The organism is Streptomyces sp. SAI-170, from assembly GCF_049739565.1.
Lineage (GTDB): Bacteria > Actinomycetota > Actinomycetes > Streptomycetales > Streptomycetaceae > Streptomyces.
Genome location: NZ_JBMGQD010000001.1, coordinates 1,842,269 through 1,865,126, shown reverse-complemented (window position 1 = coordinate 1,865,126; position 22,858 = coordinate 1,842,269). Strand labels below are relative to the sequence as shown.

Genomic DNA, 22,858 nt, shown 5'->3' with positions numbered 1-22,858 from the left:
GCCGCCACTGAAAGACAAGGAAGCTCCATGGCATCATCGGCAGCCGAGCGCATCGTCATCGAGAACTGCGCGATCGCCACGGTCGACGCGGGCGACACCGAGTACGCCTCCGGACACCTGGTCCTGGCCGGCAACCGCATCGAGTCGGTCGGCGCGGGCAAGGCCCCCGCGGACCTGGAGAACGTGGTGCGCCGGATCGACGCGAGCGGCCATCTGGCCACGCCCGGTCTGGTCAACACCCACCACCACTTCTACCAGTGGATCACCCGGGGCATGGCCACCGATCACAACCTGTTCGACTGGCTGGTCGCGCTGTACCCGGTGTGGGCGCGCATCGACGAGCAGATGTGCTACTCGGCCGCCCAGGGCTCCCTCGCGATGATGGCGCGCGGCGGTGTCACCACCGCCATGGACCACCACTACGTCTTCCCGCACGGCTCCGGCGACCTGTCCGGCGCGATCATCCGCGCCGCCGCCGAGATGGGCGTACGGTTCACCCTCGCCCGCGGCTCGATGGACCGCAGCGAGAAGGACGGCGGCCTGCCCCCGGACTTCGCCGTGGAGACCCTCGACGGTGCGCTCGCCGCCACCGAGGAGACCGTCAGGCAGCACCACGACGCCTCCTTCGACGCCATGACCCAGGTGGCCGTCGCCCCCTGCTCCCCCTTCTCCGTCTCCACCGAACTCATGCGCCAGGGTGCCGACCTGGCCCGCCGCCTCGGGGTGCGGATGCACACCCACGGCTCGGAGACCGTGGAGGAGGAGAAGTTCTGCCACGAGCTGTTCGGCATGGGCCCCACCGACTACTTCGAGTCCACCGGCTGGCTCGGCGAGGACGTGTGGATGGCGCACTGCGTCCACATGAACGACTCCGACATCGCCGCCTTCGCCCGCACGAAGACCGGCGTCGCGCACTGCCCGTCGTCCAACGCCCGCCTCGCGGCCGGCATCGCCCGCGTCCCCGACATGCTCAAGTCGGGCGTCCCGGTCGGCCTCGGCGTGGACGGCACCGCCTCCAACGAGTCCGGCGAACTCCACACCGAGCTGCGCAACGCCCTGCTGATCAACCGCCTCGGCGCCCACCGAGAGGCCGCGCTGAACGCCCGCCAGGCCCTGCGCCTGGGCACCTACGGCGGCGCGCAGGTCCTCGGCCGTGCCGAGCAGATCGGCTCGCTGGAGGTGGGCAAGCTCGCCGACGTCGTGCTGTGGAAGATGGACACCCTCGCCCACGCCTCCATCGCCGACCCGGTGACCGCGCTCGTCTTCGGCGCCGCGGCCCCGGTCACCGCCTCCTTCGTCAACGGCCGGCAGATCGTCGACAGCAACCGCCTGCTCACCGTCGACGAGGACGCCGTCGCCCGCTCCACCCGAGAGGAGGCCCAGCGCCTGGCGCGCATCGCCGCCCAGCGCTGATCCTCCCCCCCCAGAACTCCGGCCGAGAGGGACGGCTCCCGGCCGGGACCGTGGATCCGAGCGGGATCCACGGGAGCCGTCTCCGGGGCGTGTGCCCGACGCACACGCCCTGGAGCCGGTCACGCCCGACGCTTGCCGCCATAAGCCGTAGGCCATGAGCCGTAGGCCGTTGGCACCCCACCGCTCACCGCCGTCGCCACCCCCCGTCACGGTCCCGCACGACCACCCGCACCACCTCCCTGAAATCCACGTCGCCCCTGACGTGTTAGCCGTTTGGAGGAGCAGCCGTGGCCGCCCATCCCGTAGACGAAAAACTCCCCGCCCTGAAAATGGCGACCAGTGGTCTTCAGCACGTGGCCGCCATGTACGCGGGGGTCGTCGCCCCACCGCTCATCGTCGGCGCGGCCATAGGCCTGACCGCAACCGAACTGACCTTCCTCACCGGCGCCTGTCTGTTCACAGCAGGCCTCGCCACCTTCCTGCAGACCCTCGGCATCTGGAAGATCGGCGCCCGGCTGCCGTTCGTCAACGGCGTCACCTTCGCCGGTGTCGCCCCGATGACCGCGATCGTCGCCTCCACCGAGGACAAGTCCGACGCCCTGCCGATCATCTTCGGCGCGGTGATCGTCGCCGGTCTGCTCGGCTTCTTCGCGGCGCCCTTCTTCAGCAAGGCGATCCGCTTCTTCCCGCCGGTCGTCACCGGCAGCGTCATCACCCTGATCGGCGTGTCCCTGCTCCCGGTCGCCTTCGGCTGGGCCCAGGGTCCCAACCCGGCCGCGGAGGACTACGGTTCGACGACCTATCTCACCCTCGCCGGCATCACCCTGCTGATCGTCCTGCTGCTGCGCCGCTTCACCCGCGGCTTCGTCAAGCAGATCGCCGTCCTGCTCGGCCTGGTCGCCGGCACGCTCATCGCGATCCCGTTCGGCGTCACCGACTTCAGCCCCGTCGGCGACGCGGACATCATCGGGTTCCCGACCCCGTTCCACTTCGGCGCGCCCCAGTTCCAGTTCGCCGCGATCCTCTCGCTGTGCGTGGTGATGGTCGTGTCGATGACCGAGTCGACCGCCGACATGCTGGCCCTCGGTGAGATCGTCGAACGCCCCGCCGACGAGAAGACCATCGCGGCCGGACTGCGCGCCGACACCCTCGGCTCGGCGATCAGCCCGCTGTTCAACGGCTTCATGTGCAGCGCGTTCGCGCAGAACATCGGCCTCGTCGCCATGACGAAGATCCGCAGCCGGTACGTCGTCGCCACCGGCGGCGCCTTCCTGGTGCTGATGGGCCTGTGCCCGATGGCCGCCTCACTGATCGCGGTCGTGCCCCGCCCGGTCCTCGGCGGCGCCGGCATCGTCCTGTTCGGCTCCGTCGCCGCGAGCGGCATCCAGACGCTGGTGCGGGCCGGCCTCGACCGGGACAACAACGTCCTGATCGTCGCGGTCTCCCTCGCCGTCGGCATCATCCCGATCACCGCGCCGGAGTTCTACCACTCCTTCCCCGAGACCGCGAAGATCGTCCTCGACTCCGGCATCTCGACCGGCTGCGTCACCGCCGTCGTCCTCAACATGCTCTTCAACCACCTCGGCAAGAGCGGCGACGCCCACGACGTGACCCATCCGATGGAGGCGGGGGAGGAGATCGCCGCTGCGCACTGAATCCGACGGTGAGTTAACACCCCTGCCGGGGGCCGCGCGACGATGGCGTGGCCCCCGGCCGACGTCCTGCACAGGGGTGCCTTCGAGCCTTGTGTCAGACGATCACTTTTCCCGCAGGGACTTGGCGAGCGCCCCGTCCCCCGCGACCTCGACACGCCCGGCACGCACCGCCTCGGCGAGGCTCAACTCCCCGCGCGCCAGAGCCGTACAGGTCTCCCCGTCCATCGACAGCCGCGCGTCCGGCTCCCGAGGCGCGGGCCCGTCACCGTAGACCGGCCCCTCCTGGGCGCCGACGTGGAGGTGGAAGTCGCCCTCGTCCAGGCGGACTTCGACGAGTCCCTCGCCCTCCAGCGCGTTCAGCAGCGGCAGCGCGAACCAGTGGGCGCGCAGGGCGTCCGTGGGCCTGCGCTCTCCCAGCTCGCCGCGCCCCCACTCGCCGAGCGCGAGCAGGACGGGCAGCAACTCGCGGCCACGGGGGGTGAGTTCGTAGACGTAGGCCGCTCCGGGTGGCGGCAGGCGGCGCCTCGTCGTCAGCCCGTCGCGCTCCATGTCCTTCAGCCGGGAGGCGAGGACGTCCGTGCTGACCCCTGGCAGGTCGGCGTGCAGGTCCGTGTAGCGGCGGGGCCCGGCGAGGAGTTCGCGCACGATCAGCAGGGTCCAGCGGTCGCCGACGGCGTCCAGCGCGCGGGCGGCGGAGCAGTACTGGTCGTAGCTTCGACGAGGTGGCATGCGACGCAGTCTAGACAAGTTGTTGGACTTTCCAAGCTGCTACTTGGTAAAACCAAGTGACACTGGTTATCTGGAGGGGCGCCATGGAGTTCCGGCAGTCGAACAAGCTCAGCGAGGTCTGCTACGAGATCCGCGGCCCGGTGATCGAGCACGCCAACGCGCTGGAGGAGGCGGGCCACAGCGTGCTGCGCCTGAACACCGGCAACCCGGCGGTGTTCGGCTTCGAGGCCCCGGAGGAGATCCTCCAGGACATGATCCGGATGCTCCCCAAGGCGCACGGCTACACCGACTCGCGCGGCATCCTCTCCGCCCGCCGCGCCGTCGCCCAGCGCTACCAGACCCTCGGCCTCCAGGTCGACGTCGACGACGTCTTCCTCGGCAACGGCGTCTCCGAGCTGGTCTCCATGGCCGTACAGGCGCTGATCGAGGACGGCGACGAGATCCTCATCCCCGCCCCCGACTTCCCCCTCTGGACGGCCGTCACCACCCTCGCGGGCGGCAAGGCGGTCCACTACCTGTGCGACGAACAGGCCGAGTGGTACCCGGACCTGGCCGACATGGAGTCGAAGATCACCGACCGGACGAAGGCGGTCGTGATCATCAACCCCAACAACCCCACCGGGGCCGTCTACCCCAAGGAGATCGTCGAGGGCATCCTCGACCTCGCCCGCCGGCACGGCCTGATGGTCTTCGCCGACGAGATCTACGACCAGATCCTGTACGACGACGCCGTGCACCATTCGGCCGCCGCCCTCGCCCCGGACCTCGTGGTCCTCACCTTCTGCGGCCTGTCCAAGACCTACCGGGTGGCCGGCTTCCGCTCCGGCTGGCTCGTGGTCACCGGCCCCAAGCAGCACGCGCGGGACTATCTGGAGGGCCTGACCATGCTGGCCTCCATGCGCCTGTGCGCCAACGCGCCCGCCCAGTACGCCATCCAGGCCGCGCTCGGCGGCCGCCAGTCGATCCATGAACTCACCGCTCCCGGCGGGCGGTTGCGCGAGCAGCGCGACGTCGCCTGGGAGAAGCTCAACGAGATCCCCGGCGTGTCCTGCGTCAAGCCCAAGGGCGCGCTGTACGCCTTCCCGCGCATCGACCCCAAGGTGCACCCGATCCACGACGACGAGAAGTTCGTCCTCGACCTCCTGCTGAGGGAGAAGATCCAGGTCGTCCAGGGAACCGGCTTCAACTGGCCGACCCCCGACCACTTCCGTATCCTCACCCTCCCGTACGCGGAGGACCTGGAGGCCGCGATCGGCCGGATCGGGCGCTTCCTGAGCGGGTACCGGCAGTAGCAGCCCGAGAGGAGCGTGTGCCCCGTGAGCCGACCCCTCACCGCAGCGCAGCGGCGTGTCGTCGAGGCGGCCGATCCCGTCACCGGACGGCTGAAGGGCACGCAGGCCCAGCTAGCGGCGCTGGTGAAGCGGGGGCTGGCCTTCCGGCACCCGAGGCCGCCGCACGACCACTTCCTCACCCCGGCCGGGCACCGGCTGCGGGAGGAGCCCGCGACGCCCTCTCCCCAGGAGGCCGCGCCCTCTCCCCAGGCGGAGCCGCCCGCCGGCCAGGGCGTCTTCGCCGCACGCGTCGGCGGCGAGGAGGAGCCCCCCGCCGCCGGGCCCGCCCGGACCCGCGAGGTGCACAGCGCCTGGCAGGGGCTCCTCGAACTGCGCCGGATGACCAACCCGGACAGCGCCGTGGACCGGCCCTGCGGCTGGGAGCGTACGCATCTGGTACGGGCCGCCGCGCTCGCCCTGGAGGCGGCCGGACACCCCCCGGCCGGACCGGAGGGCGCCGGGTACCGGGTGCGGGCGACCCCGCAGCCGGACGCCGTAGCGGTGCACGAGACGGACACCGAGGCGCTGCGCGCCTGCGCGGCCACGCTGGAGCGGGCGGGCTGGCAGACCGGGGAGCACACCGAGCCGCGTACGCGGGCCCGCTACCTGCTGGCCTCTCCGCGGCGCGTGTGACGACCGTGACAGGATCGAACGGCAGAGCACACAGCGCCGAACACCACGAGGGGTAGCAGTGAGCGAGCCGTTCTCCGTCCCGGTGACCGTCCGTGGCTACGAGACCGATGTCCAGGGACACCTCAACCAGGCCGTCTATCTGAACTACGCCGAGCACGCCCGCTGGGCGCTGCTCCAGGCCGCCGGCATCCGCCAGGCCGACCTCGCGGCCCGGGGCGTCGGCCCGGTCGCCCTGGAGACGACCATCCGCTACAAGCGCGAGCTGCTCGCCGGCGACGAGGTCGAGGTGAGCTGCGAGTTCGCCTGGAGCGAGGGCAAGACCTTCACGATCCGGCAGAGCATCCGCACGTCCGACGGCACCCTCGCCGCCGAGGTCGTGGCCGTCGGCGGACTGCTGGACCTCACGACACGCCGCCTCGTCGACGACCCGCGCGAGCGGTTCAAGGAACTGGCGGCCGACCCGGCGCTGTTCGGCCTCTAGGAGCTCACGCTTCCGCCGAACGCCCCCCGCCGGTCCTCGGCCCACTCCCGGTAACTGCGCGCCGGACGGCCGAGGACCGTGCGCACGTCGTCGGTGACGACCTCGTTGCGGCCCTGCCGGACGTACGCGTTGCCGGCCAGGATCGCCTCGACGGCCTCCTCGCCGAGCCCCCAGGCCCGCAGGAGGCCGCGGGACTCCTCCGTGGACAGCTCCCGCGTGGCGACCGGCCGGCCGAGGACCTCGCCGAGCACGACGGCCTGCTCGGGCACGCCGATCGCCGCCGGACCCGTCAGGGTGTACGTCCGTCCCGTATGGCCCGGCTCGACGAGCACGCGCGCGGCGACCTCCGACACGTCACGCGGGTCAACGACGCCCTGCCGGGCCTCCCCGGTCATGTTGGGCACGGGCTCGCCCGCGCCGATCGGATGCGCCCAGCTCAGCGTGTTGGAGGCGAAGACCGAGGGGCGCAGCACGGTCCACTCGGCGCCGCTCTCCGCCAGAGCCCGCTCGCCCGGCAGGTGCCAGGTCGCGGAGGGGCCCAGATCGGGGTCGCCGGTGGCGATCGCGGACAGCTTCACCAGCCGGCCCACACCGGCCGCGCGGGCCGCCGCCACCAGCTCCGGGTCGTGCAGCGCGCCGGGGCCCGGCACGCCCACGAGGAACGCCGCCGTCACCCCGCTCATCGCCGCCCGCACCGACTCCTGGTCCAGGTAGTCGCCGCGGACCACCTCCACTCCGGCGGGGACGTCGGCCTTCGCCGGGTCGCGGGTGAGGGCGCGCACCTTCTCGCCCCGCGCGGCGAGCTGTCGTACGAGTTCACTTCCGATGGTGCCCGTGGCACCGGTCACGAGGATCATGCGACAAAGGTGCCGGGCCGGTCCGCCGCCGCTCTAGGAAATTCCGGCACGGCGTCCGTGCCCCGCCCGGCGCCCCGGGCGCATACGGTGGGGCCATGACCACCGCCGTCGCCGACCGACCGCTGCCGCTGACGCTGCCCCTCGAACTGCGCCCGTGGATCGCCGACATGACGACCGCGGCGGCCGACGACGTGCCCGGCGAGCCGTACACCTTCGTCCCCGACCCGGCGGCGAAGCTGGTCGTGCGCACCGGCCCCGACGGCCGCCGCGACGCCCTGGTCGTCGGCCCCCGCACCCGCGCCTCCTACCACGCGACCGACCGCCCCGCCTCCTGCGTACGCCTCAGCCTGGCACCCGGAACGGCCCGTCCGCTGCTCGGAGTTCCGGCCGTGGACCTGGTCGGCCGGGTGGTGTCGCTGGACGCGCTGCCCGGGGCGACGGCGCGCCGGCTCGCGGACGTACTGCCCGACACGGCACCCGAGGACCTCTCGCGGCGGCTGGCCGAGCTGCTGCCCGACGAGCAGCCCCGCAGCGCCGAGCTGCTGCGTGCCGGGGTCGCCGCGCTGTCCGTCGGCGAACAGGTGCAGGAGACCGCCCGCCGACTCTCCGTCAGCGAGCGGCAGTTGCGCAACCTGTTCACCGACGGCGTCGGACTGTCCCCCAAGCACTACGCCCGCATCAACCGCGTACGCCATGTCCTCGCCCGGGCGGCGACCGGCACCTGGGCCGACCTGGCCGCCGACACCGGCTACTACGACCAGTCCCATATGACGGCCGACTTCCGCACCCTGATGGGTGTGCCGCCGCGGGCCTTCTTCACGGGCCGTCGCCCGGCCGCGGGGCCCTGCCAGGCCGTGGCCCGCGGTTAGGCCGCCTTCGGCCAGACGGTCATCTCGACCTGCATGAAGGCGGATTCGGGCAGTGCGGTCGACTTGGTCCGGATCACCAGCAGGGCGATCTCGCCGGAGGGGTGCCTGACGCAGATCTGGCTGCCGTTGGCCGCCGCGGCGAGCGGCCAGTGGCGGTAGTCGGAGTCGGTGCCGGAGAGCATGAAGCGGCACACTTCCGGGGAAGCCGCGTTCTCGCCGAAGACCTGCACGAACACGCTGGAATCGCTGTCCAGGGAACAGCCGACCTCCGCGCAGTCGAAGCGGATGTCCCCCTCGCGGTCCTGGCGTTGCACCGGTTCGGCGAAGCTCAGCGATTTCTTCGCGTCCAGCCACAGGGAGGTGTAGGCGACGGCTCCCGACGGCCCGGAGGCGATCGGGGAGGGCTGGGACGACGTGCGGGGAGGCCGAGTCCGGTCCCCTTCGCCGCCGCTCGCCGGGGTCCGTACGGACTCCTCAGGACCGGCTGTCGGTGACGCGCCCGCGACCCAGTCGCGGAACCCGTCCCCCGCGTCCGACGTCACCCACGCCAGGCCCGTCGTCAGCAGCGCCGCCGCCGTCACGGCCGCGGCCGTGATCAGCGCCGTACGCCGGCGGCGCAGCCGCGCCGGCCGGGGCAGCCGCAGGGTGGGATCGGGTGTGGGAGGCGTGGCGGGCGTGTGCCGCTGCCCCAGGACCTCGCGCCAGACGGCGGGTCCGGCGTCCGGGCCGAGCTGCTGCCGGCACCACCGCAGGACCTCCGCCAGGGTGGCCCGCTCCCGCGGGTCGGCCGCCAGGCAGCGGGCGATCAGCGGGCGGAGCGGCTCGGGCAGCCGGGACAGGTCGGGTTCCTCGTGCACGATGCGGTACAGCACGCCCGGCGCGGAACCGGAGCCGTACAGCGGTTCGCCGAGCGCCGCGAAGGCGGCCGTCTGCCCCAGCGCGAAGACATCGGTCGCCGGGGTGACCTCACCGGCGGTCGCCTGCTCGGGAGCCATGAAATGCGGCGTGCCGACGGCCGCGCCGGTGGCGGTGTACGAGGTGAGGTCGGCGGCCAGGGAGATACCGAAGTCGATCACCCGCGGGCCGTCGTCGGCCAGCAGCACGTTCGACGGCTTGAGGTCGCGATGCACGATCCCCTCGGCGTGGATCGCCTGGAGCGCCTCGGCCACTCCCGCCATCAGCCACAACACCGCGGGCACGGACAGCGGCCCGCCCCGGGCGACCGCCTCCGTGAGGGAGGGGCCGGGCACGTACAGGGTGGCCAGCCAGGGCGGTACGCCGTCGCTGTCGGCGTCGATCAGCTCGGCGGTGTAGGCGCCCCGGACCCGGCGGGCCGCCTCCACCTCGCGGCGGAACCGCCGCCGGAAGTCCGGATCGTGCGCCAGCTCCGGCCGGACCACCTTGATCGCCACGAGACGCCCGCCCGGCGTGTACGACAGGTACACCCGCCCCATGCCGCCGGCACCGAGCCGGGCGGTGAGGCGATAGCCGCCCACCTCGGCCGGATCGTCCGCCTCGAGCGGCCGGAACACCTCGCTCGCGCCGTCCATCGCCCCGCTCTCCCCTCGTCCCCCGAAGTCCCTGGTCAACCGTGGATCGACCGGAGCAGAAGCCTAAGCGGCACACGGACACGGGCTGACCCGGCCCCCTGGCCGTGAGAGGAGAAGGCCCACCGCGTACGGCCGTACGTGGTGGGCCTCGGGCCAGGGCGTCAGACGCCCGGCGGCACGTGCGAGGGGCGGCCCGAGCCCCTGGTCAGCCGGTAGCCGCCGATCCCCGCGAGCGCGGCCAGCACGCCGCCCAGGGCCGTCCAGACCCAGCGGTCGGACCACCAGCCGGAGGACCAGCCGTCGTCGGGGTCGATGGCGGACAGCACCGCGGAGTCCTCGTCGTCCTCCGCGGAAGTCATCGCGACACCCGGCACCAGCGGCTCACCCAGCGAGCCGTCCACCGCCGCCGCACCGCCGATGTCCTTGGACTCGACCCGGACTTCCGCGTTCACCGGCAGACCCCGGTCGGCCGTGCCCAGGCCGACGGCGGTCAGGCGGACGTAGTAGGTGCCCGGCAGCGGGTCGTTGGCCCACGGCTCGGACCAGGCACGCACCGTGCGCAGGACACACGCCAGCTCCACGGACGAGGCGTCCGCGGCGGCCGTGCGGGTCTGCATGCCGTACTGGCAGGACTGGCGGCGGCGCAGACCGTCGTAGACGTCGATCTGCCAGGTCTCGGCGGCATGCGTGTCGGGCAGCTTCACGGTGGCCCGTACGGTCGGCCGCTGCCCGGCGTCCGCCGGGAAGGACCAGTACAGGTAGTCACCGGTGGAGCCGCTCGCCGTGGCGGTCTGGCCCTGGTCGATCTCGGTCGCCGTACGGAACGAGGTGCCCGCCTCGGTGGGGGCGCCGGAGTCCTCGGACGGGCTCGCGGACGGCGTCGAGTCCGCGGCGGCGGGCGCGGCTGTCAGCAGCGGCAGCAGCAGCGCCGCGCCCAGCATCCTTGCGATACGCATCAGTTGGTCCTCCAGACCGCGACCCGCCAGCGCGACAGCCAGCCCCACAGCAGACCGGCCACGAACCCGGTCAGGATCAGCGCGCCCAGCAGCCACCAGCCGCGCCCGAGGCCGAAGGAGGCCACGTCGTCGGAGTCACCGGGGCCGTCGACGACGTCCACGGTCAGCTCCAGCGGCAGACCGGGCGTGGTCTCGACGCCCGACGCGGCCGCGAAGGAGTGCGTCACCTGCAGGCACACGCCCTCGGTCGGCGCCTCGTCGTCGTCCGCCTTCGGATACCTCAGGCCCGTCGAGATCACATCCGTACGGCCGTCGCCCGCGGCCTCACCGCGTACGATCTCCCGGCCGTGCACGGTCACGGCCCGCAGCAGCACGCCGTACGACGGGGCCACCGCCCGGTCCGCGGCCACGCTCACCGAGGCGCGCAGCTCCCGGCCCGGCTCGACGTCCACCCGGTACCAGCGCTGCTGCCCGAACTCGACGCGGTCGGTGTACAGCCCGGACTTCAGCACGGGTGCCTTCGCGCACGCCTCGGCGCCCTCGGTGGCCACCGGCGTCACCACCGGGTCGGCCGCCCGGTCCACCAACTGGTTGACCTTGTCGGCGAGTTCCTCGGTGTGCTCCACCGATGTGTACGAGCCGCCGGTCGCCTCGGCGATGCAGCTGAGCTGCTGCCGCATCTTGGCGTTGGGCACCAGGCCGAGCGTGTCGATGGTCAGCCCGATACCGCGGGCGGCGATCTCGCGGGCCACCTCGCACGGGTCGAGCGGGGCGCAGGTGTCCTCGCCGTCGCTGATCAGCACGATGCGCTTGGAGCCGGTGCCGCCGTCGAGGTCGTCGGCCGCCTTCAGCAGCGCCGGGCCGATCGGGGTCCAGCCGGTGGGCGTCAGGGTCGCGACCGCCGTCTTGGCCTCGGTGCGGTCCAGCGGGCCGACCGGGTAGAGCTGGGCGGTGTCCTTGCAGCCTCGCTTCTGGTCGTCGCCGGGGTAGTTCGCGCCGAGCGTGCGGATGCCCAGCAGCACCTCTTCCGGGGTGGCGTCGAGCACCTCGTTGAACGCCTGCTTCGCCGCGGCCATCCGCGACTGGCCGTCGATGTCCCGGGCCCGCATCGAACCGCTCACGTCCAGGACCAGGTTCACCTTCGGCGCGGTGGCCGTGGTCTCGTCGGCGACGGCCCCGGCCGGGACGGCGATCCCGGCGGCCAGGGCGGCGAACAGGACGCACACGCCTGACGCCAGCCGTTTTCTTGTGATCATCGGCGGATCTTATTGACCGGGGGCGCCGGTCTTCAAAGCGGGGTGTGCGCCAGCGGATTGGGCAGCACCGTCCACTGGTCGCCCGGCGTCCCCGGCGACAGCCGCATCAGCGTCAGCGCCTTCGTGGGCAGCGGCTCGTCCGTCAGCGCGGCGAGGTCCGGGCCGCTCGGCAGATCCGGTACGGCCGCCGCCAGCACCGCCCCGAGCGCCCGCCCGGACCCCGCCGTCCCCGCCAGCGCACCCGCCACCAGCGAGCCGAACAGCTTACGGCGCAGCGCCGTGACGTCGTCGGTCAGGATCCGCTCCGGCATGCCCGCGGGCAGCGGGACGCCGTGGGCGGCCAGCCGCGCCGGGCTCACCCTTATGTCGGCCAGGTCCCGGTAGACCAGCCGCAGCGGCAGACCGTCCGCCGACAGCACCACCAGCAGGTTCTGCCCGTGCGCCTCCAGCGCCACGCCCAGCTCCAGCATCCGCAGCCCGACCCCGAGCGCCAGCCGCGCGAAACCGGCCAGCCACGCCGGGTCACCGGGCAGCTCCGTCGTGGGCAGCGCCGCCACCGGCACCACATGCTCGCCGGGCCCCGCGTACGCCCGCGGCGACTCGCGCAGCATCGCCGCGAGGTCGGGGGAGTCGGCCGTCGCCGCGCCCAGGGTGCGGGTGACATGCAGCAGGCCCCCGGTGCGCGCCGCGAGAGCCTCGCCGAAGGACGACAGCACCGCCGAGGCGGCGATCGAGCCGACCGAGATGTCCCGCACCGAGGACGTCAGCCGGGCGCTCAGCGACGTCTTGACATGCGGCCCACCGGGCAGCAGCTCCAGCGTGCGCAACGACATCAACGGCCGCGCCAGGGGCCCCGGCTCGCCCATCTGCTTGAGCACGTGCGTCGCCTGCCAGGGATGCACCGGGATCAACAGCCGCTCCCCGTCGCGCAGTTCGGCGGGCCAGTCACCGGACACCAGACACTGCCCGGCCGGCACCGGCATCAGCCCCAGCCGCACCTCGGGCGCGTGCTCCGGCGCGTAGGCGAGCTGGTCGGCCACCGAGAAGCCGGGCCGGGAACGGCAGTTGGGGTGATACGGATGCCCGTCCACGACCCGCCGCTCCCACGCCCAGTCGCTCACCGGCCACGTCGCCTCCACAGGGGGCTGGTTCGCCCGCGACAGCGCCAACGACACCGCGCTGTGGTCCAGTTCGGCGGCCAGCGAGCTGCCGTGCGGCACGCCGAGCGCCGTCGTCAGCCGCGCCGGATCGTCGTACGACGCCCCGTCCAGCGTCACGACGGTGACGTACGCGTCCGTCGCGTACGGGTCCGGCGCAGGACCGCTCAGCACGCGGCCGTCACGCAGCCGCAGCGTGCCCGGCTCACGGCGCTCCAGCCACGGCAGCGGCTCATGGGTGAGCGCGCGCCACAGCCGGGTCAGCACCGCCGCACGGGCACCGGGCAGTTCGGCGGTGAACCGGGGCAGCAGACCGGGGCGTACGGCGGCCAGCTCGGCGGCCGTCGCGGTCTCGGCGGCCCCGGCGGTGGGGGGTCGGTGCACGGTTCGGGCTCCTCAGGTACCTGGAGAGGTGAGCGTACGACGGTCCGCGGCGGGGCGTGACGGCAGCGATACTGATCGTCCCCGCCCGAACAGCACCGTAGGGAACGAGTGGAACGCGTGGACCTCCTGCCCCAGCCCGCCGGCGACGACGCCGCACACAGCGACGACGTCACCGCGCGAGCCGACGCCTGCGCGGCCGCGCCGCTGCTGAACTGCCTGCTGCGTGAGGTGGCCCGGCCGCTGCCGCGGGAGGACGCCGACGGATGGTCCGTGTACCGGCTGCCCGGCGTGGACCGCCTGCTGCGGGTGCGCGGCACCCGGCGGCCCGCCGACCCCGAGGTGCGCACCCGCGGCGGCTGGCACCGGCTCGACCACTCCGGGCTGGTGAAACTCGTCGCCGAGGAGCTGACCCGGCACACGGGCCGCTCCAACCACGAGCTGCCCGCCGAGATGGCCGACAGCCGCGACGCCGTCGCCGCGCTGCTCGCCGCACGCACGCGTGCCACCCCGCCGGACGACCTCTACCTGCGCTCCGAGCAGTCCTTGGTCACCGGCCACCCGCACCACCCGGCCCCCAAGGCGCGCGGTGGCGCCCCCGCGGCGGCCTGGCTGCCGTACGCCCCGGAGGCCTACGCCCGTTTCCCCGTGGTGCTGCTCGGGCTGCGCGAGGACGAGGTCATGGAGGAGGGCGACACCACGGCGCTGGACGCGCTGGGGCAGGCTCCGCCCGGCTACCGGCTGCTGCCCGCGCACCCCTGGCAGCTGGACCTCACCGCCCGCGAGCTGGCGCCCGCCTTCGCCGACGGCCGGTTGATCCGGCTCGGCACGACCGGCTTCCCGCTGTGGCCGACGGCCGCGATCCGCACGCTGTACACCCCCGAGCACGACCTGTTCCTGAAGTTCAGCCTGGACGTGCGCATCACCAACGACATCCGCCGGCTGTGGCGCCACGACCTGCTGAAGCTGCGCCGCACGGACGAGGCGGCCGCCCGCGCCTTCGCCCGGTCCCCGCACGGCGCCGCCTGGCTCGGCGACCGCGGCTACCGCACCGCTCGCTTCGCCTTCGAGGAGCTGGCCGTCCTGGTCCGCGACGGCTTCACCGGCCGGCTCCTGCCCGGCGCGACCCCGCTGCTCGCGGCCGGCCTGGTGGAGGGCTTCGAGGGCAGCCCGCCGGGCCGCGCCCTGGACCCGGCCGCCTGGTGGGAGGCCTATCTGCGGGCGGTCGTGCCCCCGGCGCTGTCGGCGTTCGCCGACCACGGCGTCGTCCTGGAGGCGCACCTGCAGAACACCCTCGTCGCGGTCGACAGCGACGGTCTTCCCGTGCAGGCCCTGTTCCGTGACGCCGAGGGCGTCAAGCTGCTGCCCGACGTGGAGCGGGCGGCCGGTTGGGAGCGGCTGGTGTACTGCCTGGTCGTCAACCACCTGATCGAGCTCGCCGAGGCCCTCGCCGAACGGCACCCGGGCCTCGACCCCTGGCCCGCCGTACGCCATGAGCTCGCCCGCCACGAACGCCAGGACCTGCCGGAGGTCACCGCCCTGCTTTCCGCACCCACCCTGCCCGGCAAGACCAACCTGCTGCTGCGCTGGACCGGCGCGGACGGCGCCGACGCCCGCTACCGGCCCCTGCCCAACCCGCTGGCCACCGGCGACCGAGCCGAACACCGGCAGGCCCCCGGGGCGGGTTCCCGGGGGCCTGCGCGGTCGGGCGGGATCAGCCCGTGAGCGAGCGGTCCGGGTGGACGACGGCGTCGTGGTGCGCCGAGCCGTCGGCCACGCTGATCACCCGGTACTTGTTCCCGTGGAAGACCCAGTACCAGTTCTGGGCGCTGCCCGGCTGCCGGCCCGGGACGGGCTGGACGGCGTCGACGTGCTCCACCCCGTTCAGGGAGGTCCACAGGGCGACGGCGCTGTCGTCGGTCTCGCGGCGGTCCCGGTAACCCCCCGCCTGCAGGGAGATGATCCGGTACCGCTGGCCCGAGGGCGTGGTGTGGAACAGCCAGTAGTAGAACCGGCCGTCACCGGCGGGCTGCTGGTCGGGGATCGGCAGCACCGCGTCGACGTGGGTGACGGGTTCGGGTGCGGCACCGAACGAGCTCCACTGGCTGAGCGGCCTCGCCCGGTTGCCGTCCGGCCTGATCCTCGGAGGCTCCTGCCGATCGACAAGGATGTGACGGTAGTACTGCCCGCCGTCCTCGCCGGTGAAGAACAGCCAGTGGCTGGACTCCCCGTTGACCTCCTGCCGGTCCGGGACGGGCCAGGCGGCGTCGACGCGCTTGAGGTCGTGCAGGTCGTCCCAGAAGGACAGCGGCTTCGCGGCCGCACCGTCCGCGGCGAGGGAGGCGTCCCCGCCGCGCACGGAGGAGGTGAGCGGGACCACCTTGCCGCCCTGGAAGGCGAGGTACCGGTCCGGGTGCTCGGGATGGGGGAGCACCGCGTCGACGGGCCGCGCCTGGGGATCCGGCACGGGCGTGATCGATCCCTCGCCCTCCAGGCGCCCCTGGGCGAGACCGCGCAGGGTGCTGAGGGAGGGGCTGAAGGCGTACACCGAGCCCTCGGTCCGCACGAAGGGGCGGAAGCCGAGCGTGGTGGTCTGCCGCTCGCCCGCCGCGTTGCGGCTCTCGAAGCTGACCTTGCCGTCGTTCACGTCCGTCAGCTGCCCGCTCACCATCGGGTCGGGGCCGGGCCGGTTCGGGCGGTCGTGCGGGAAGTCGGGGTCGTTGACCCAGTCGGCCTGGACGAACTCGAACTGCCGCACCAGGTCGGCCTGGTAACAGACGAAGACGAGCCCGCGCGGGTCGTCGGCGCCGCCTCCTTCGCCCTGGGTCGGGTTGAAGGGCCGGCCGTAGGGGATGCCGCGGCGGATCATGCGCCGCTCGTCCATGAACTTCTCGTCGACGAGCTCGCCCCCGTCGACCAGACCGTCGCGCGGGTTGGTCTTGCGCAGGTGGGAGAAGAGCGGGGTGACCAGACCGTCGGGGTCGTCCTTGAACGTGATGTCGTTGTCCGGCGCGGGCTCCGGCTTCCCGGCCGGCTTCATCGGGCAGTTGGCGATCGAGGCCCCGGACGGCCAGCGGCCCACCAGGCGGGCGGCGAGCCACTCCTGGGAGGTCCGCTCGTCGACCGCCTTGGCCGCCTTGAGCCGCTTGAGCTCGGCGGCGACCTGCGCCCACCAGCCGGGCACGTCCTGGTGGAGGCGGCGGAAGACCTGGAAGGAGCCGTTGCGCATCCAGGGCGGCACACCGGCGGGCCGCTTGCCGTCACCGGCCGCGTCCACGACGAACTTGTCGGCGGAGATCAGCCGGGTGCCGGGGCTGCCCAGCACATAGCCGGGGCGGGCCGGGTCCTCCTCCTCGAAGCCCCGCACGCCCGGTTCGCTGACGCCGTCCTTGAAGCCGAAGTGCTCCTTGCCGGCGGCGTCGCCGGGCAGCGTGGCCCCGTCCTGCTGGAAGACCACGACCGCCCCGGCCCGGGAGGCGGCCTCACGCTGCCGGGCCAGCTCGTTCCTGAGGTCCTCCTCGGTGTCGGAGGCGACCGTCAGGACGGCGTGCACGGTGCGGGAGTGGTCGTAGCCGAACAGCCAGTTCTTCGGGTCGCTGTCGTCGGTGTCGCCCAGGGCCAGCGCCCGGTCGGCCGCGCCCTGGACGAACGCCTCGACGGTGCTCCCGCCGGGGACGGACTCGAAGACCTTCTCCTTGCCGGTGAAGAACTGGAGTCCGGGATGGGTGAGCGCGAGCCCCAGCCAGGTGGCCTTGAGGTGCTTGGGGTCGTCGCCCATCGAGTTGCGCCGGGCCTCGCTGAACCGGCGGTTGAAGTCGGCGACCTGCTGGGTGGTGGCGATCTGCGGGACGAGGTCCTCCAGCCAGGAGCGGGCGGCGGTGACATCGCCGAACTGCAGGAGGAGCAAGGACACGTTGTCCTTCTTGAAACCGGCCAGGATGTCGCCCTGGATCTCGGTGCTGTCGCGCAGCGTGAGCTGAGCGGGCATGTGTCTCCCTTGGGGTGTCGGGACGGACTGGGGAGAGGCGGGGTCAGGCGCCCGGGCGCAGCTGCACCCACTGGGCGGTGCTGGGCACGCCCTGGTCGTCGAGCAGGAAGAGCAGGTAGTAGCCGGGGGGCGCTTCATTGGCCGAGGCCGGAGTGCGCAGCACGAGCTTGTTGCCGGCCCGGCTGGTGATGGGCAGTTCGAGCCGCCGCTGGCTGGTGTCCACCGAGTGGGTGGAGGTGATGGGGGCCATCAGGACGGCCCGGCTGACCCGCTCCGGAGTGCTGGTGCTGACGCGCAGGTTCGCGGCGTACCCCTGCGGGCCCGTCGGCACGCCGGACAGCGTCGGCCGGTCGCCCTGGTGCAGGTACGCCGGCTCGTAGATCTCGATGGTGCCGTTCATGTCGGACTTGATGTCCGGGTCGTTGGCGATCTGCTGGAGCTCGTCGCCGGTGATCATGATGCGGCCGTCGGGCAGCAGCACCGCGTTGGAGTGGTAGGCGCGCGGCAGCCGCTGGACCGGGCCGAGGCGCCACTGCCCGCTGTCGTCGCGCAGCTCGATCTGCCGGTACTTCTCGTCGGCGTTGGGGTTGTACGGCCCGTTGCCGTAGTCGCGGATGTCGTAGCCGCCGTTGACGGTGAACAGCTTGCCGTCGGGAAGGATGAGCGTGTCGTCCTGGGTGCGGCCGAAGGCGCGCGGGGTGTCCTTGGTCCAGCGCCCGCCGGAGAACTTGTAGGTGTTGGGGTCGTTGCGGTTGCCGCCGAGGACCAGCACGGAGTCCGGGCCGTCGGTGCCGTTGGGCAGGGCGACGGCGGAGCCGTAGTTGCGCATGCCGCCGTCGGGGCGGTTGGGCAGCTTGCGGCTGGTCTCCGCCTGCGGGTCGAAGACGTACTGCTCGTCGTAGTTGCGCCCGAAGCCGTAGATCAGGCCGTCGCGCAGCGAGAACAGGTGCGGGTAGTCGACCGTGAACTCGGCCTTGACGGGCCACTTGTCGAGCGACTGGCCGCGGGGCTTGGTCTCCGGGTCGAGGGAGACGGGCGTGCCCTTGGCCGGGAAGCGTTCGATCGACTTGGACAGGACGCCCCAGCCGATGTCGCCGTGGCCGGAGGTGATGAACTGCCGGCCGTCGGCGCCGGTGACCACGCTCGGGTACCAGCGGCCCTCGCCCATGTCCTGCTGCTGGAGCCAGGTCTCCTTCCACGGGTCGAAGACCAGGGCCAGGTGCGCGCCGGTGCCGTTGTTGCCGCCGAGGTTGCCGCCGAAGATGCCCACCATGCCGTTGGGCAGGTAGGAGTGCCCGGCGCAGAAGACCGGCGCGGGACGGGGCTCGTTCGTGCCGTCGTCCATGTTCACGACGGGCGGCGGCACGGCCTTGAAGGCGGAGGCCTTGGTGCCCTCCTTCGGGTCCCAGACGTAGGCGCGCCCGGCGTTCCGCCCGCCGGTGACCATGGTCGGCGCGGTTTCCTTGTTCGGGCTGTCCTCGACGGGCTCGAAGGAGAACAGCAGGACCTTGCCGGTGGGCAGCAGGGCGACGTGGTCACCGAAGTCGGGGCTGGGGAAGTACTCGGTGAACTTGCCCCAACTGGCGGGGTCGAACGCCGCGTTGATCTCTTTCTGCGTTGCGGTGTGCCGGTTGAAGCTGCGGGTCCGCATGGGCTGCGGATAGCCGTGGTCCATGGCCTGCATGCCGATGCGGTCGCGGGCCAGCTGTTCGGCGGCCTTCTGGCCGAGGGCCTCGACCTCGGCGGGTCGGACCTCCGCGCGGACCTGTTCGTCGGTGATGCGGAGCCCGCCCGGCCGGACGGGCGACTCATAGGCCGGGGACGGCTTCGAGCGGGCGGACGGGACGGAGGCGCCGGCGGGCGCGGTGGCGGACAGTGCGATCGCGGCACAGCCGACCGCGAGTGCCCATCTCCCTCTGCGGGACATCAGGCTCCTTAAGAGCGCATGGCAGCCACCCGGCCAACGCCGGGTGACCACGCAGGGTGACTGAATGGGGTGAGTAGATCACACACCGTAGCGATTTCGGAGCTGGTGTCCGAGCGGAACGATTCGGCATGGCCCGTTGGGGTTTCACCCTGCGTGTCCGGCGGGACCTCGATCGCCGCGCTGCTAGCAATGGCCCCACTTCCCTGTCCCCGCTCCAAGGAGGACCCCTGCCATGCGCACGACTCCGGCCGTACTCGCGGCCGCCGCGGCCACCGTGACCCTGCTCGGCACCTGCGTCACCCCGGCCACCGCCCTGGCCGTGGCGGACCCGCCCCAGCCACCGATCCACATCACCGGCAAGGTGATCCGCGGCGGCGCCGACGGCCGCCCCCACCAGCTCATCTGCCCCGCGCCCTTCAACGCCTACAGCGGTGGCTTCACCGTCAGGGCCGGCAAGGACGGCCGCCTCATCCAGGAACCCGCCGACCTCCTCGAGAGCCGCCCCAACGACAACGCGAACGGCTGGATCGTCGCCGTGCGCAAGGGCCAGTACGTGGAGCCGCAGCACCCGCGCCCCTACTCCGACCGCACGCCCACGCGGATCGAACCCGCCGATCTGGTCATCCACGTCGTGTGCACCCAGGACATGCCGACGCACGGCATGTGACCGCCCGGGCGCCGCGGGGCCGCCGGTGCCGCCTCCCGCACCGGCGGCCCCGCGACGCTGAACTACCCTGGCCGGTGTGCTGCGCGACGTGACTGCTGTTCGATACGTGACCCCCCTGCGGTCCGGCGGCTCCGTGCCCGGAGTCGTGGAGGCCGACGACCTGGGCACCTACGTCGTGAAGTTCACCGGCTCCGCGCAGGGCCGCAAGGCGCTGGTCGCCGAGGTGATCGTCGGGGAGCTGGCCCGGGCCCTCGGGCTGCGGTTCCCCGAGCTGGTGCTGGTGCACTTCGACCCGGCCGTCGCCGCGCACGAGCCGCATCAGGAGGTGCGCGAGCTGCACGGGGCCAGCGCGGGGGTCAACCTCGGCATGGACTATCTGCCGGGCGCGCGCGACTTCACGCCCGAGATCGCGAAGGTCTTCCCCGTGGACCCGCTGGAGGCGGGCCGGATCGTCTGGTTGGACGCGCTGACCGTCAACGTCGACCGTACGGTCCACAGCTCCAACCTGATGGTCTGGCCGACGCTGGGCACCGTACCGCCGCGGCTGTGGCTCATCGACCACGGAGCCGCCCTCGTCTTCCACCACCGCTGGGACGGCGTGGACCCCGCCAAGGTGTACGACTTCCGCCACCACGCCCTCGGCCACTACGGCCCCGACGTGCGCGCGGCCGATGCCGAACTCGCGCCGAAGGTGACCGAGGAGCTGCTGCGGGGGATCGTCGCCGAGGTGCCGGACGCCTGGCTCACGGACGGCGAGTTCGCCACGCCCGACGCGGCGCGCGAGGCGTATGTGGCCTACCTCCATGCGCGCGTGCGGGCGTCGCGGCAGTGGCTGCCCACCGACTTCCCCAGCCGGGAGGAGCTCGCCGCCGAGGACGCGCAGCGGGCCGCGAAGAATCAGCGAGGACGCCCCGCGTGGCTCAAGCAGGTCCCCGACCTGCACGGCAAGCCCGCGGCCGAACAGGATTGGTCGGTGCACCTCGGATGAGTGGCCGTGTCGAGATCGAGTACTGCACCCAGTGCCGCTGGCTGCCGCGCGCGGCCTGGCTGGCGCAGGAGCTGCTGACCACCTTCGAGGCCGAGCTGGACGAGCTGGCGCTCAAGCCCGGCACGGGCGGGGTGTTCGTCGTGCGGGTGGGCGACGACGTGGTCTGGGACCGCCGCGAGCACGGCTTCCCCGAGCCGACGGCGGTGAAGCGGGCCGTACGCGACCGAGTGGCCCCGGGAAAGACCCTGGGCCACTCGGAGAGGCTCCCGAAGGGGGACGTCAGCCCTTGAGCTGCTCGTACGCGGGCAGCGTCAGGAAGTCCGCGTAGTCCGCGTCGAGGGAGACCTCCAGGAGCAGGTCGTGCGCCTGCTGCCAGTGGCCGGCCGCGAAGGCCTCCTCGCCGATCTCCGCGCGGATGTTCGCGAGCTCCTCGGCGGCGACCTTCCGGGCCAGCTCGGGCGTGGCCTTCTCGCCGTTCTCGAACTCGACGCCGGCGTTGATCCACTGCCAGATCTGCGAGCGGGAGATCTCGGCGGTGGCCGCGTCCTCCATCAGGTTGAAGATGGCGACCGCGCCGAGCCCGCGCAGCCAGGCCTCGATGTAACGGATGCCGACCTGCACGGCGTTGACCAGGCCGTTGTACGTGGGCTTGGCGTCGAGCGAGTCGATGGCGATGAGGTCCTCCGCCTCGACCCGGACGTCCTCGCGCAGCCGGTCCTTCTGGTTCGGCTTGTCGCCGAGCACCTTGTCGAAGGACTCCATGGCGATCGGGACCAGGTCGGGGTGGGCGACCCAGGAGCCGTCGAAGCCGTCACCGGCCTCCCGGTCCTTGTCGGCGCGGACCTTCTCGAAGGCCACCTTGTTGACCTCTGCGTCACGGCGGGACGGGATGAACGCCGCCATGCCGCCGATGGCGTGCGCGCCGCGCTTGTGGCAGGTGCGCACGAGGAGTTCGGTGTACGCGCGCATGAACGGGGCCGTCATCGTCACCGCGTTGCGGTCCGGCAGCACGAACTTGGCGCCGCCGTCACGGAAGTTCTTCACGATGGAGAACAGGTAGTCCCAGCGGCCCGCGTTCAACCCCGAGGCGTGGTCGCGCAGTTCGTAGAGGATCTCCTCCATCTCGTACGCCGCCGTGATCGTCTCGATCAGCACGGTGGCGCGGACGGTGCCCTGCGGGATGCCGACGTAGTCCTGCGCGAAGACGAACACGTCGTTCCAGAGGCGGGCCTCCAGGTGCGACTCGGTCTTCGGCAGATAGAAGTACGGGCCCTTGCCGAGGTCCAGCAGGCGCTGGGCGTTGTGGAAGAAGTACAGGCCGAAGTCGACGAAGGCGCCGGGGACGGGGCGTCCGTCGACCTGGAGGTGGCGCTCGTTCAGATGCCAGCCGCGGGGCCGCATGACGACGGTGGCGAGTTCGTCCTGGGCCTTGAGCGCATACGACTTGCCGGACTTCGGGTCCGTGAAGTCGATGCTGCGGGTGTAGGCGTCGATCAGGTTGAGCTGACCGGTGACGACGTTCTCCCAGGTGGGCGCGGAGGCGTCCTCGAAGTCCGCGAGCCAGACCCTGGCGCCCGAGTTGAGGGCGTTGATGGTCATCTTGCGGTCGGTGGGGCCGGTGATCTCGACCCGGCGGTCGTTCAGCGCGGCGGGGGCCGGGGCCACCTTCCAGGAGTCGTCCGTGCGGATCGCGGCGGTCTCCGGGAGGAAGTCGAGCGTGGAGGTGCGGGCGATCTCGGCGCGGCGCTCCGCTCGGCGGGCGAGGAGCTCGTCACGCCGCGGCGTGAACCGTCGGTGCAGCTCGGCCACGAAGGCGAGCGCCGCATCGGTGAGGACCTCCTCCTGCCGGGGCAGGGGCTCGGCATCGACGATGGCCAGCGGAGACGGCGCTGGTGCGGACATGAGCGGTCACTTCCTTCAGCGGTGGCACCGGGTGCCTGGAGGGACGAATAGGAGAATTCGCACCCGCTGTGCGGTCGAGTGCTTCTGAGCAGTGGATAGTAGTTTCCTCATCGTGGAA

At 72.4% G+C, this 22,858-nt stretch carries 19 protein-coding genes; 10 read left to right on the top strand and 9 right to left on the bottom strand.

Translation table 11 applies throughout. From position 1 onward, the window contains the following. The first annotated feature begins 27 nt into the window (after nt 1-27). The gene (locus RKD23_RS08545; protein WP_424853120.1) at nt 28-1,413 is read left to right on the top strand and encodes an 8-oxoguanine deaminase; all 1,386 of its coding nucleotides are present in this window, start codon (nt 28-30) and stop codon (nt 1,411-1,413) included. A 287-nt stretch (nt 1,414-1,700) separates the two neighbouring features. Then, entirely contained in the window at nt 1,701-3,068 is a 1,368-nt protein-coding gene (locus RKD23_RS08540) for a nucleobase:cation symporter-2 family protein (protein ID WP_424853119.1), read from the top strand. 102 nt (nt 3,069-3,170) lie between these two features. Here RKD23_RS08540 and RKD23_RS08535 read toward each other — a convergent pair whose 3' ends face one another. Next, nucleotides 3,171-3,797, bottom strand: a complete 627-nt coding sequence (locus RKD23_RS08535) for a winged helix-turn-helix transcriptional regulator (RefSeq protein ID WP_424853118.1) — start codon at nt 3,795-3,797, stop codon at nt 3,171-3,173. Between the two features lie 83 nt (nt 3,798-3,880). Here RKD23_RS08535 and RKD23_RS08530 point away from each other — a divergent pair, with 83 nt between their 5' ends. Genes RKD23_RS08530 through RKD23_RS08520 form a run of 3 tightly spaced genes read left to right on the top strand, consistent with a single transcriptional unit; the run spans nt 3,881 to nt 6,242 of the window. Further along, nucleotides 3,881-5,089 carry a pyridoxal phosphate-dependent aminotransferase gene (locus tag RKD23_RS08530; RefSeq protein WP_424853117.1) on the top strand — a complete coding sequence of 403 codons (1,209 nt, stop codon included), beginning with the start codon at nt 3,881-3,883 and terminating at the stop codon, nt 5,087-5,089. 24 nt (nt 5,090-5,113) lie between these two features. Then, nucleotides 5,114-5,761: a hypothetical protein gene (locus RKD23_RS08525; RefSeq protein WP_424853116.1), complete on the top strand. Its 648-nt coding sequence runs from the start codon at nt 5,114-5,116 to the stop codon at nt 5,759-5,761. Nucleotides 5,762-5,819: 58 nt separating this feature from the next. Further along, on the top strand, nt 5,820-6,242 hold the full coding sequence (locus RKD23_RS08520; RefSeq protein ID WP_424853115.1) for an acyl-CoA thioesterase: 423 nt from the start codon (nt 5,820-5,822) through the stop codon (nt 6,240-6,242). Here the strand turns inward: RKD23_RS08520 and RKD23_RS08515 are convergent. Continuing rightward, nucleotides 6,239-7,099, bottom strand: coding sequence for an NAD(P)H-binding protein (locus tag RKD23_RS08515; protein WP_424853114.1), 861 nt, complete (start codon nt 7,097-7,099; stop codon nt 6,239-6,241). The two genes, RKD23_RS08520 and RKD23_RS08515, sit on opposite strands and share 4 nt — an antisense overlap. A 95-nt stretch (nt 7,100-7,194) precedes the next feature. On the opposite strand from RKD23_RS08515, the gene RKD23_RS08510 reads away from it, so the two are divergent. Then, nucleotides 7,195-7,968 (top strand): helix-turn-helix domain-containing protein, encoded by a 774-nt coding sequence (locus tag RKD23_RS08510; protein ID WP_424853113.1) that lies wholly within the window; start codon nt 7,195-7,197, stop codon nt 7,966-7,968. Here RKD23_RS08510 and RKD23_RS08505 read toward each other — a convergent pair. From RKD23_RS08505 to RKD23_RS08490, 4 genes are all read right to left on the bottom strand, one after another. Beyond that, on the bottom strand, nt 7,965-9,518 hold the full coding sequence (locus RKD23_RS08505) for a serine/threonine-protein kinase (RefSeq protein ID WP_424853112.1): 1,554 nt from the start codon (nt 9,516-9,518) through the stop codon (nt 7,965-7,967). The two genes, RKD23_RS08510 and RKD23_RS08505, sit on opposite strands and share 4 nt — an antisense overlap. A gap of 161 nt (nt 9,519-9,679) precedes the next feature. Beyond that, on the bottom strand, nt 9,680-10,474 hold the full coding sequence (locus tag RKD23_RS08500; RefSeq protein WP_424853111.1) for a hypothetical protein: 795 nt from the start codon (nt 10,472-10,474) through the stop codon (nt 9,680-9,682). Further along, nucleotides 10,474-11,730 carry a VWA domain-containing protein gene (locus tag RKD23_RS08495; RefSeq protein ID WP_424853110.1) on the bottom strand — a complete coding sequence of 419 codons (1,257 nt, stop codon included), beginning with the start codon at nt 11,728-11,730 and terminating at the stop codon, nt 10,474-10,476. The genes RKD23_RS08500 and RKD23_RS08495 overlap by 1 nt, the downstream gene beginning before the upstream one ends. A 32-nt stretch (nt 11,731-11,762) precedes the next feature. Then, on the bottom strand, nt 11,763-13,271 hold the full coding sequence (locus tag RKD23_RS08490; RefSeq protein WP_424853109.1) for an IucA/IucC family protein: 1,509 nt from the start codon (nt 13,269-13,271) through the stop codon (nt 11,763-11,765). Between the two features lie 108 nt (nt 13,272-13,379). Here RKD23_RS08490 and RKD23_RS08485 point away from each other — a divergent pair, with 108 nt between their 5' ends. After that, nucleotides 13,380-14,993, top strand: coding sequence for an IucA/IucC family protein (locus RKD23_RS08485; protein WP_424853108.1), 1,614 nt, complete (start codon nt 13,380-13,382; stop codon nt 14,991-14,993). Here the strand turns inward: RKD23_RS08485 and RKD23_RS08480 are convergent. Both RKD23_RS08480 and RKD23_RS08475 read right to left on the bottom strand, forming a co-directional pair. Beyond that, nucleotides 14,983-17,256 carry a Dyp-type peroxidase gene (locus RKD23_RS08480; RefSeq protein ID WP_424853107.1) on the bottom strand — a complete coding sequence of 758 codons (2,274 nt, stop codon included), beginning with the start codon at nt 17,254-17,256 and terminating at the stop codon, nt 14,983-14,985. The genes RKD23_RS08485 and RKD23_RS08480 overlap by 11 nt on opposite strands. 43 nt (nt 17,257-17,299) lie before the next feature. Next, nucleotides 17,300-19,183, bottom strand: a complete 1,884-nt coding sequence (locus RKD23_RS08475) for a galactose oxidase-like domain-containing protein (RefSeq protein WP_424853106.1) — start codon at nt 19,181-19,183, stop codon at nt 17,300-17,302. A 232-nt stretch (nt 19,184-19,415) separates the two neighbouring features. Here RKD23_RS08475 and RKD23_RS08470 point away from each other — a divergent pair, with 232 nt between their 5' ends. The 3 genes from RKD23_RS08470 (at nt 19,416) to RKD23_RS08460 (ending at nt 21,128) form a co-directional block, all read left to right on the top strand. Then, complete coding sequence (locus RKD23_RS08470; protein WP_424853105.1) at nt 19,416-19,850, top strand: hypothetical protein; 435 nt, start codon at nt 19,416-19,418, stop codon at nt 19,848-19,850. A 76-nt stretch (nt 19,851-19,926) separates the two neighbouring features. After that, nucleotides 19,927-20,838, top strand: coding sequence for a HipA family kinase (locus tag RKD23_RS08465; RefSeq protein ID WP_424853104.1), 912 nt, complete (start codon nt 19,927-19,929; stop codon nt 20,836-20,838). Next, complete coding sequence (locus tag RKD23_RS08460) at nt 20,835-21,128, top strand: SelT/SelW/SelH family protein (RefSeq protein WP_424853103.1); 294 nt, start codon at nt 20,835-20,837, stop codon at nt 21,126-21,128. Before RKD23_RS08465 ends, RKD23_RS08460 begins: the two co-directional genes overlap by 4 nt. Here RKD23_RS08460 and aceB read toward each other — a convergent pair. Beyond that, the gene (gene aceB / locus RKD23_RS08455) at nt 21,118-22,740 is read right to left on the bottom strand and encodes a malate synthase A (protein WP_424853102.1); all 1,623 of its coding nucleotides are present in this window, start codon (nt 22,738-22,740) and stop codon (nt 21,118-21,120) included. The genes RKD23_RS08460 and aceB overlap by 11 nt on opposite strands. Between the last annotated feature and the right edge of the window lie 118 nt (nt 22,741-22,858).

What these genes read in the sequence shown, in the direction of transcription:
- RKD23_RS08545 (WP_424853120.1), top strand. Translation starts at nt 28, where the DNA reads ATGGCATCATCGGCAGCCGAGCGCATCGTCATCGAGAACTGCGCGATC.
- RKD23_RS08535 (WP_424853118.1), bottom strand. Translation starts at nt 3,797, where the DNA reads ATGCCACCTCGTCGAAGCTACGACCAGTACTGCTCCGCCGCCCGCGCG.
- RKD23_RS08530 (WP_424853117.1), top strand. Translation starts at nt 3,881, where the DNA reads ATGGAGTTCCGGCAGTCGAACAAGCTCAGCGAGGTCTGCTACGAGATC.
- RKD23_RS08515 (WP_424853114.1), bottom strand. Translation starts at nt 7,099, where the DNA reads ATGATCCTCGTGACCGGTGCCACGGGCACCATCGGAAGTGAACTCGTA.
- RKD23_RS08510 (WP_424853113.1), top strand. Translation starts at nt 7,195, where the DNA reads ATGACCACCGCCGTCGCCGACCGACCGCTGCCGCTGACGCTGCCCCTC.
- RKD23_RS08505 (WP_424853112.1), bottom strand. Translation starts at nt 9,518, where the DNA reads ATGGACGGCGCGAGCGAGGTGTTCCGGCCGCTCGAGGCGGACGATCCG.
- RKD23_RS08500 (WP_424853111.1), bottom strand. Translation starts at nt 10,474, where the DNA reads ATGCGTATCGCAAGGATGCTGGGCGCGGCGCTGCTGCTGCCGCTGCTG.
- RKD23_RS08495 (WP_424853110.1), bottom strand. Translation starts at nt 11,730, where the DNA reads ATGATCACAAGAAAACGGCTGGCGTCAGGCGTGTGCGTCCTGTTCGCC.
- RKD23_RS08480 (WP_424853107.1), bottom strand. Translation starts at nt 17,256, where the DNA reads ATGCCCGCTCAGCTCACGCTGCGCGACAGCACCGAGATCCAGGGCGAC.
- RKD23_RS08475 (WP_424853106.1), bottom strand. Translation starts at nt 19,183, where the DNA reads ATGTCCCGCAGAGGGAGATGGGCACTCGCGGTCGGCTGTGCCGCGATC.
- RKD23_RS08470 (WP_424853105.1), top strand. Translation starts at nt 19,416, where the DNA reads ATGCGCACGACTCCGGCCGTACTCGCGGCCGCCGCGGCCACCGTGACC.
- RKD23_RS08460 (WP_424853103.1), top strand. Translation starts at nt 20,835, where the DNA reads ATGAGTGGCCGTGTCGAGATCGAGTACTGCACCCAGTGCCGCTGGCTG.
- aceB (WP_424853102.1), bottom strand. Translation starts at nt 22,740, where the DNA reads ATGTCCGCACCAGCGCCGTCTCCGCTGGCCATCGTCGATGCCGAGCCC.